The 8,482-nt window shown below is 73.1% G+C and carries 6 protein-coding genes and 3 pseudogenes; 4 read left to right on the forward strand and 5 right to left on the reverse strand.

The genetic code is table 11. The features are described 5' to 3' along the window. A pseudogene (locus CCN35_RS25610) lies at window positions 1-317 on the forward strand (hypothetical protein); the annotation flags it as partial. Window positions 318-376: 59 nt separating this feature from the next. On the opposite strand, the gene CCN35_RS25615 reads toward CCN35_RS25610, so the two are convergent. Both CCN35_RS25615 and CCN35_RS30010 read right to left on the reverse strand, forming a co-directional pair. Then, window positions 377-1,456, reverse strand: a complete 1,080-nt coding sequence (locus tag CCN35_RS25615; RefSeq protein WP_067397875.1) for a lytic polysaccharide monooxygenase auxiliary activity family 9 protein — start codon at window positions 1,454-1,456, stop codon at window positions 377-379. 240 nt (window positions 1,457-1,696) lie between these two features. Beyond that, the gene (locus CCN35_RS30010) at window positions 1,697-1,831 is read right to left on the reverse strand and encodes a hypothetical protein (protein WP_086794500.1); all 135 of its coding nucleotides are present in this window, start codon (window positions 1,829-1,831) and stop codon (window positions 1,697-1,699) included. 162 nt (window positions 1,832-1,993) lie between these two features. Here CCN35_RS30010 and CCN35_RS25625 point away from each other — a divergent pair. Further along, a pseudogene (locus tag CCN35_RS25625) lies at window positions 1,994-2,551 on the forward strand (class I SAM-dependent methyltransferase); the annotation flags it as partial. A 111-nt stretch (window positions 2,552-2,662) separates the two neighbouring features. On the opposite strand, the gene CCN35_RS25630 reads toward CCN35_RS25625, so the two are convergent. Continuing rightward, on the reverse strand, window positions 2,663-3,163 hold the full coding sequence (locus tag CCN35_RS25630; protein ID WP_067397873.1) for a ribonuclease FAU-1 family protein: 501 nt from the start codon (window positions 3,161-3,163) through the stop codon (window positions 2,663-2,665). Next, entirely contained in the window at window positions 3,144-4,073 is a 930-nt protein-coding gene (locus tag CCN35_RS25635; protein WP_086794503.1) for a GNAT family N-acetyltransferase, read from the reverse strand. The genes CCN35_RS25630 and CCN35_RS25635 overlap by 20 nt, the downstream gene beginning before the upstream one ends. A 134-nt stretch (window positions 4,074-4,207) precedes the next feature. Between CCN35_RS25635 and CCN35_RS25640 the strand changes: the two genes are divergently transcribed. Both CCN35_RS25640 and CCN35_RS25645 read left to right on the forward strand, forming a co-directional pair. Beyond that, entirely contained in the window at window positions 4,208-4,576 is a 369-nt protein-coding gene (locus CCN35_RS25640; protein ID WP_067397871.1) for a GntR family transcriptional regulator, read from the forward strand. Window positions 4,577-4,804: 228 nt separating this feature from the next. Then, complete coding sequence (locus CCN35_RS25645) at window positions 4,805-6,226, forward strand: GH39 family glycosyl hydrolase (protein WP_086794505.1); 1,422 nt, start codon at window positions 4,805-4,807, stop codon at window positions 6,224-6,226. 235 nt (window positions 6,227-6,461) lie between these two features. Here CCN35_RS25645 and CCN35_RS25650 read toward each other — a convergent pair. After that, a pseudogene (locus tag CCN35_RS25650) lies at window positions 6,462-8,482 on the reverse strand (lipopolysaccharide biosynthesis protein); the annotation flags it as partial.

Here is an 8,482-nt window from a genome sequence, read left to right on the forward strand (position 1 = left end):
GGCACGGTGTCGCCGCCCTCGTTGAGCTTGGTGAGGAAGGCGGACCCGGCGACCTGGTCGGCGAGGGCGGCGACACCGTGCCCGGCGTGCGCTACACGGTCATCGCCACCAAGTACGACGAGGTGGTCACACCGTGGCGCAGCCAGTACCTGTCCGGTCCCAATGTGCGCAACGTCCTGCTGCAGGACCTGTGTCCGCTCGACCTGTCCGAGCACCTGGCGATCGCCCTGTCCGACCGCATCGCCTTCCACGAGGTGGCCAACGCGCTCGACCCGGCCCGTGCCACCCCCACCACCTGCGCGTCCGTGTTCAGCTGACGTGCTTCGGGGCCTGCCCGGTCTGAGCCACCGGACAGGCCCCGTGTCCACGGGCCGCGTCAGCGGCCCCGTCGGCCCCCGGCCGCGGCGCGCCGGCGGACCGAGGCGAACAGGGCCGCCGAGCCCAGCGCCAGGGCGGCCGCACCGCCGATCGCGAGATACGGGGTGCTGCTGTCGCCGCCGGTCTCGGCGAGGTTCACCGGGGTGCCGGCGGCCTTCGGCCGGTTCGGCTCACCGGCGCCGGCGGCCGGGGCCGCGGCCGGCTGCCCGTCCGTGTCCCCGGTCGTGTCCTTGCCCTCGGCGTCCTCGGCCTTCCGTCCGTCCGTGCCCTCGGCCTCGTCCCCGGCCGGGGCCGGCGTCGGATCCGTGGTCGTGTGGGGATCCGCGTCCCCCTGGCCGTGGTTCTCGATCGACGACTTGCCGGCACCGGCCTTGATCTGCTGCTCGGTCGGCGCGGAGGCGGCCGGCGCCGGTGCGGAACCGCCGGACGCGCCGCCGCTCCCACCGCCGAAGGTGACGTCCGAGCAGGAGTAGAACGCCTCCGGGCTGTCCGAGCGCTGCCACACCGTGTACAGCACATGCTTGCCGGAGCGCTCGGGCAGCGTTCCGGAGAAGGTGTAGAAGCCGCCCGAGGCAGCCGGGTCGGTGGCCGTCGCGACCGGGCGTTCCAGATCCAGGTCGCTCCAGGCCAGCGGCTTCGCCGGGTCGTAGCCGGGCTTGGTGATGTAGACCTGGAAGGAGCCCTTGTGCGGGGCGGTCACGCGGTACTTGAAGGTGTAGGAGCCGCTGCGCACGGAGGTCGCCGGCCAGTCCGCGCGAGGCAGGTCCAGCCCCTTGAACGCCTCGTTGTTCGCGCTGCACAGCCTGCCGTCCGGGATCAGCTCCTGGTGCCGGCCGCCGGCGTCGCCGATCCGGACGCCGTTCCAGTCGTACAGCGCCTGGGTGCCGCCGGCCGCGACCGCCGCCCTGCAGGCCGCGGACTTCGGGCTCTCCGGCCCCTCTCCGTAGCACTGGAACACCCGGCTGACCGGGTCTCCCAGGGAGCCGTGCGCGGACGCGGGCGCCGCGGCGAGCGCGGTCAGGGCCAGGGAGGGGATGCCGAGGGCGGCGAGCGTGGCGGCCTTGCGGCGTGCGGACATCAGGGAACTCCTCGGAATGCTTCTGAATACGGGGGGTGGATCCCGCGGGCCGTATTCCGTGGGGGGTGATCCAGAAGCTAGCCCGAAGAAACCGCGAAATCGCCCGCCGGAGGCGCCGGCGGGCGATTCTTATGCTCGCGTTAAGGAAGCTCTGAGGCTGCGCTCAGGTCCGGCCCCGCGGCCCCTGCCCGGCAGGGGTGCCCACCGGTCCGCCGCGGGCACGGGCAGTGCCGATGCCGTTCAGCTGTCCGGCCACCATGTGCGCGCGATGTCCTTGCGGATCTCGGGCCGCCCGACGGGACGCTCGTCGATTTCCTCACGGAGCCTGCGGGGGTCCGTCTTCCTCAGGGGCTTCCGCACGGTCACACGGCGCATGGCTGCCTCCTTCGACGCCTACCGGGGTCCGTCCGCCGACGGCGGCAGGCCTTTCGGGCGAGAGTTCCTCATCGGTGCGGGTTTGTCTGTGGCGGCTGTCACGGTCCGGCTGTCAGTGGTCGGCATCACCCCGGTGCCGGTGGCCGGCGTCGTCCTCGGACCATGAGCGAACGGACTGCTGCCGGCGGTGACGGACCGGACCGGGAGCGGGCGGACCGGGACGCCCGGGCCGCCGCCCTCGACGACGAGCCGGACCACGGGCTGCGTGATCCACGGATGCGGGCCGCCTGGGCCGAGCGGCTGCGCGACCGGCTGCCCGGTCCTCCCCCCGACGTCCTCGACCTCGGCTGCGGCACCGGCAGCCCGTCGCTCCTCGCGGCCGAGCAGGGGCACCGGGTGACGGGGGCCGGCCCGTCCCCGGCGAGGGCGGAGCGGGCACGCGTCAAGCTCGCCGGCCTCGACGCGATGTGCCTGGTCGGCGACACGGCGGACCCGCCGGCGGGCGAGCAGCGCTTCGACGCCGTCCTGGCCCGCCACGTCCTGTGGACGCCGCCCGACCCCGCCCGTGCGCTGCGGCGCTGGACGGAGCTGCTGCGGCCGGAGGGCCGGACGGTCCTGGTCGAAGGTGTCTGGGGCACGGTCACCCCGATCGGCATACCCCCGAAGCGGCCGACCATGCTTCTTCGGCCCCTTGTCTCCCGCCTTCATCCGCAGCACCTGTAGGACGACGCCGGGCCGTGGGGCAGGAGGGCGGACGACGAGCGGTGTGCGAGGGCGGCCTCGGTCCGAGCACCCGAGCGCCCGGCCCCTGGGGCGGGGCGGGCACGGAGGTCAGGTCAGCAGGGCCCCGAAGCCGTCCTCGCGGGCCAGCACCTCCAGCTCGTCGAGCGCGGCCAGGGCGGCGGCAGCCGCCTCGGGGTCCCGCTCCGCCAGGCCGCTCGCCGCGAACTCGTCCTCGTCGAGACGCCGTATGTCCCTGCCGTCGGCCGAACGCCACAGGTCCAGGTCCAGGTCCTCGACGACGACCTCCACCCCCAGGCGGGTCGCGGGGCGGGTCACGTCGCAGTACCAGCCCTTCAGCGCGCCCCGGGCGTCGCGGACCTCCTTCACCGAGTACCAGCGGTCGCGCCAGTAGTGCTCGGTGAAGACGTCGCCCGGCTCGAAGCGGACGAAGCCGAAGTCGCGTGTCGCCCCGCCCGCCCACGGGGCGCGCACGGTGATGCGCGTGCCGTCGTCGGCCAGCAGCTCCGCCGGGTAGCGGATCTTGGTGAGGCCGGCCTTGACGAGGACCACGTCCAGCCGGCCCCCGGGCTCAGCCCGGCTCGCGGACATACCGCACCTCCGTCGCGCACACCTCGTACCCGAGCCACTTGTTGATCGCGATCATCGGCCCGTTCCCGGTGTCGTTCCCCGTGAACGCCTCCGTGTACCCGGCGGCCCGCGCGCGATGCAGCGAGTGGTTCTTGGCGAGCTTGGCCAGGCCCCGGCCGCGGAAGGCCCGGGCGGTGCCGGTCATGGAGGTGAAGTAGCGGGTGCCGCCGTCGGTGCGGACCGCGGAGAACGCCGCGGGACGGCCGTCGACCACGGCCACCGACGTCAGCTCCGGGCTGAGCAGCGGGTGCCGCCAGGTCTGCTCGAGCCAGGCCTCGTAGTCGCCCAGCTCCAGATTCACGTCGCCCGGCTCGTCCGCCGTCGTCTCCGCCTCCAGCTCGAACAGCGGACGCGGGTCGTCGGCGAAGTCCGAGCCCGTGCGCAGCTCCACGCCCGGCGGCGGGTCCTGGAGCGGGGGCAGGGCCGTGCCCGCCAGGTCCAGACGGAGAAAGTGGGCGGAGCGGCCGGGCCGGTAGCCGTGCCGCTCGGCGAAGGCGCGGTTGCCCGGCTCGTCCAGCACCCAGGCGAACAGCCTGACCGCCCCGTGCGCGACCAGGTGCTCCTCGGCGGCCCGTACGAGAAGGCTGCCGACACCGCGGCGCGTGTACGCGGGGTCCACATAGACGTTGATGTTGCCCTGGCCGGGCTCGGGGCTCTCGGGGGACAGATGCACCTGGGCCGTGCCGACCACCTCGCCGTCCGCCACGGCGACGAGCGGCCGGTGGTGGGCGTCGGGGGACAGATGGGCGAGGTCGTGGACGAGCGATTCGGGAGTGATCAGCAGGTAGGGGAGGGCGCGGTGCCGGACACGGGCGAAGCCCTCGAGGTCGGCTCGTGCGTCGGGACGCAGATCACGGACGATCACGGTCATGGGGACGCACGCTACGGGGAGACCCGGTCGGGCGCCTCCCAATTTTCGCCCGCCCCCGTCCGGCCCCGGAGGTTTTCGTCTCCGCCGCCCCTGTCCACTGGGGCGCACGCGCGTGCATACGGGACAATCACCTCGTGACCCTGAAGATCCACATCGAGGACGGCGCACCCCCCTACGAGCAGGTGCGGGCGCAGATCTCCGAGCAGGCCCGGTCGGGAGCGTTGCCGGTGGGATACCGGCTGCCCACGGTGCGCGGACTGGCCGAGTCGCTCGGGCTCGCGGCGAACACGGTCGCCAAGGCGTACCGGGTGCTGGAGGCGGACGGCGTGATCGAGACGCGGGGACGCAACGGCACGTTCATCGCCGCCGCGGGCTCGGCGGCGGTGCGGGAGGCCGCGGCGGCCGCCCAGGCCTACGCGGAGCGGGTGCGCCGGCTCGGACTCGGCGAGGACGAGGCGCTGAAGGCCGTACGGGACGCCCTGCGGGCGGCCTACGGGGACTAGGGGCGCCGGCCCGGCGACCCTGCCTTTGGGCGGAGCGGGCCATGCCCCGTCCAAGCACCGGACGCGCACACGGGTGGTGCGTCCCGGTCCCCCGCGCGCCCGGGGGATGCGCCGGCGCTCCCGTGGGCCCGGGCACGAGCCGGGCACGGGCCCGGGTTCGAGCGGACATGGGTCGAATATGGTCAACCCCTGTCCCAAGGGTGATTTCCCCCCTTACTGTTGTCCCTGATGGGACGTCAAGGGTGGATCACGGGGGCAGGGTGGTGGCGGCTCACCGCGCTGCTCGGGGTGGGCGCGGTGGCAGTGGCCCTGCTGGTGGCCCTGTTGAGCACCCCGCCGGGCGGCGCGAGCACCGAGGGCACCACACGCGACGGCGACGCGGTGCACGGCACCCCCGTGCACCGGCCGGGTGCGGACAAGCCGTACGTCGGCTGGGGCTTCACCCACACCCAGTTCAGCGCCGACGTGGGCAGCGCCACGGCGACCGACCGGGTCAGGAAACGGCTGGCGAAGGACGGCGGCCTGCCGCAGAACCAGGCGATCATGGGCTGGGGCGCCGACAACCCCGAACCGGTCAAGGGGCACTACGACTTCGAGGCGCTGGACCGCCGGATCGACTTCATCCGCGCCTCCGGCGGCATTCCGGTGATCACCCTGTGCTGCGCCCCGGACTGGATGAAGGGCGGCCGGCCCGGCGTCGACAACACCGACTGGAGCCAGAGCGCCCTGGAGACCGCCCCGCTCCCCGAGCACTACAAGGACTTCGCCGCACTCTCCGCGACCGTCGCCAAACGCTATCCAGACGTACGCCACTTCATCGTCTGGAACGAGTTCAAGGGCTTCTGGAACGACGCCGAGGGCCGCTGGGACTACGAGGGCTACACCAAGCTCTACAACCTGGTCTACACAGCGCTCAAGAAGGTCAACCCCAAGAACATGGTGGGCGGCCCCTACCTCGTCATGGACAGCGTCGACCCGCAGAAGGACGCGAACGCCTCCACCGCCCTGCGCGGCCCCTGGGGCGCCATGGACCAGCGGGTCCTGGACGCCTTCGCCTACTGGAACCGGCACAAGGCCGGCGCCGACTTCGTCGTCGTCGACGGCTCCAGCTACACCACCAAGGACGACGAGTTGCTGCCCGACGAGTTCGCCGCCACCGACAAGTTCACGGCCGTCGGCCGGTGGGTGCGGCAGCAGACACCGGGACTGCCGCTGTGGTGGGCCGAGTACTACGTCGAGCCCGCCGACCGCAACGACGACCGCAAGCGCTGGTCCGAGCCGCACCGCGTCGCCGTCCAGGCCGCCGGTCTGATCGCCATCGCCAAGGGCGGCGCCACCTCCGGCTTCTACTGGAACCCCCAGAAGAGGAAGGGCGACTGCCCCGGCTGCCTGTGGACGCCGACCGAATCCTCCGACGGAGGACGGGAGCTGCCCCTGTACGGCCTGCTCTCCCGTTTCCACCGGGAGTTCCCGCCCGGCACCGCGTACCGGACGGTGTCCGTCGCCCCGGACGACGTGCCCAACGTACGCGTCCTGGCGAGCGACAGGACCGTCCTGGTGGTCAACACCCTGGACCGGCCGATCAGCGCGGAGGTCGACGGCAGGCGGTTCGACATGAAGGCGTACGAGGTGAAGTGGCTCAGGCGCTGAGGCCGCTCGGCCCGGCCCGGACCGCTCACCCGGGCCGGGGCGGGCGCGCGGGCCCCGGCATCACGTCGGCCGTGCGGTCGCCTGCCGGCAGAGGTCCGCACCACGGTCCCCCGGCCTGCCCCGGCGCCTGTCCCACCGCTTCCTGCTCAATGACGTCCCCGCTCACTGCCGCGAAGGGCGGGGGGGACGCCCCGGCACCGGCCCCCGCCCGGGGCGCCCGCCCCGCCTCGTCCCGTCAGCCGCTCCCCATCGTCAGGAACCGCTGCACCAGCGTGGCGCACAGCACGCCCAGCAGGGGCAGGGAGAACCAGAAGCTGCCCTGCAGCCACCGCAGCCGGCGCACACTCGGCCGCATCGCCACCCGGACGAACTCCCGGGCCGCCAGCAGCACGGCCAGCATCAGGGCCGCGAGGCCGCCGACCACCGACCACGGCGTCCAGGTCACCTGCGGACCGGCCGGCCCCGGCTGCGGCTGCGGCACGGTGTCCCCGGGCTGCTCGCGCAGCGCGTACAGGGCGACGTCGTCGTTGGCGAAGACCTTCTGCAGTTCCTTTCGGCCGTCCAGGTTCTCCACGAGCCGCGCGGGCCAGGTGTCCGAGTAGCCCGCGTTCATCCGCAGATACATCACCTGGCTCTCGTTGACCATCAGATACGAGTTCGGGCCCGCGTCCCTGAGCTCCTCCACCAGGCCGGAGACCAGCACCGGGTCGGTCGGCGCCTGGACCGGCACATAGGAGACGCGTTCCATGTCCCTGGCGCCCCAGGGCATGGCCGGAGTGACGTTGTCGACCGGGTCGTCGCTCAGCCACAGCAGCCGTACGGTCGGCTCGTCGTGGGCGTAGACGTACTCCATGGCGGCGACCTCGCCGGGCCGGATCCGCTCGAAGGACTCGTTGCCCCACCGGGCGACCAGGAAGCCGCCCATGAGCAGCACGCCCGTCAGCAGCGCGGCGAGCGGCGCCAGGCTCACCCGGTCCTTCGCGCGTTCCTCGGCGTTCACCCCGGCCCGCGGGAAGAAGGCGAGCGCCGCCAGCAGGGCGGCGCCGGGCAGCGCGAACATGAACACCCGCAGGGCCATCTCGCCGCCGTAGGACTGCATGGCGAAGCCCAGGAACGGCACGAGGGCCAGCACCAGCAGCGACCGTTCGCGGTACCGGTGCTCGCGCCGCCGCCACCAGCCCCAGCAGGCGAGGGCCATCACGGCACCGGCCAGCAGCACACGCGTGTACAGCACCAGTTGGTGCGTGGAGTCGCCGCCCTCGATACGGCCCGAGACGGACGTCGACACATTGCTGCCGATCCCGCCGACCCCGCCGAACAGCTCGTCGAAGTGCCCGGACCAGTACGGCTCGGCCATGAAGCCCAGCCAGGACACCACCACCACCGCGAACAGCACGGGCAGGCCGCGCAGTTCGGACCGGCCGGCCAGGACCAGCACGGTCAGCACCCCCAGCATCACGAACGGGGTGAGCTGGTGGGCCGGGACACTGGCGAGGAACAGACCGATCACGACCGCGAGCAGCACGGCCCGCTGCCCCCGGCCGGCCGGCTCGACCTCCGCCTCGCCGGGACGCACCTTCGTCCACAGCATGCGCGGCGCCCGGAACCAGACCAGCAGGACCGCCACGAAGACCAGGTAGAGCAGATAGGTGAAGCCCTGCGGGGAGAAGTAGTCCTGGCCCACCCAGCCGCCGAGCACGAAGATCCACACGCCGGTCCACCTGGCCCGCCAGCTCGCCCGCATCGAACGGGCCAGCAGGAACATCGGCGCCAGATACAGCAGTTGCATGGTCAGCGGCCACCAGCGGACGACCTCGGTGAGGTCGTTCACCCCGCAGGCGCCGGCGACGAACGCGACCACCGCGAAGAACCCGGGCCAGCTCCAGCGCGCGTCCAGGTCCGGTACGGCCGACCCGGTGCGATGGAGGTAGTCGATGAACCCCTGGTGCTGCCAGGCCGTCGCGAACCGCGGCTCGCTCTCGATCACGGCGGGCAGCGCGTGCAGGGAGACGACGGTGGCGAGCAGGGTGACCAGCAGCAGCGCCCGGTGCTCGCGGCGCAGCCACAGCAGCGAGGCGAACACCACGGCCAGCAGGGCCGCTCCGGCCAGGGTCGGCGGCGGCAGGACCGAGACCAGGCCGAGCCCGCCCATCCGGTCCAGGTCGGCGTCGCCAAGACGCAGCGCGGGCACCCAGTACAGCAGCAGGGCGGCGGTCAGCAGGCAGCCAAGGAGGACACCGGGGCGGGTGGGCGCCG

It is taken from the genome of Streptomyces thermovulgaris (assembly GCF_002155915.1).
GTDB lineage: Bacteria > Actinomycetota > Actinomycetes > Streptomycetales > Streptomycetaceae > Streptomyces > Streptomyces thermovulgaris.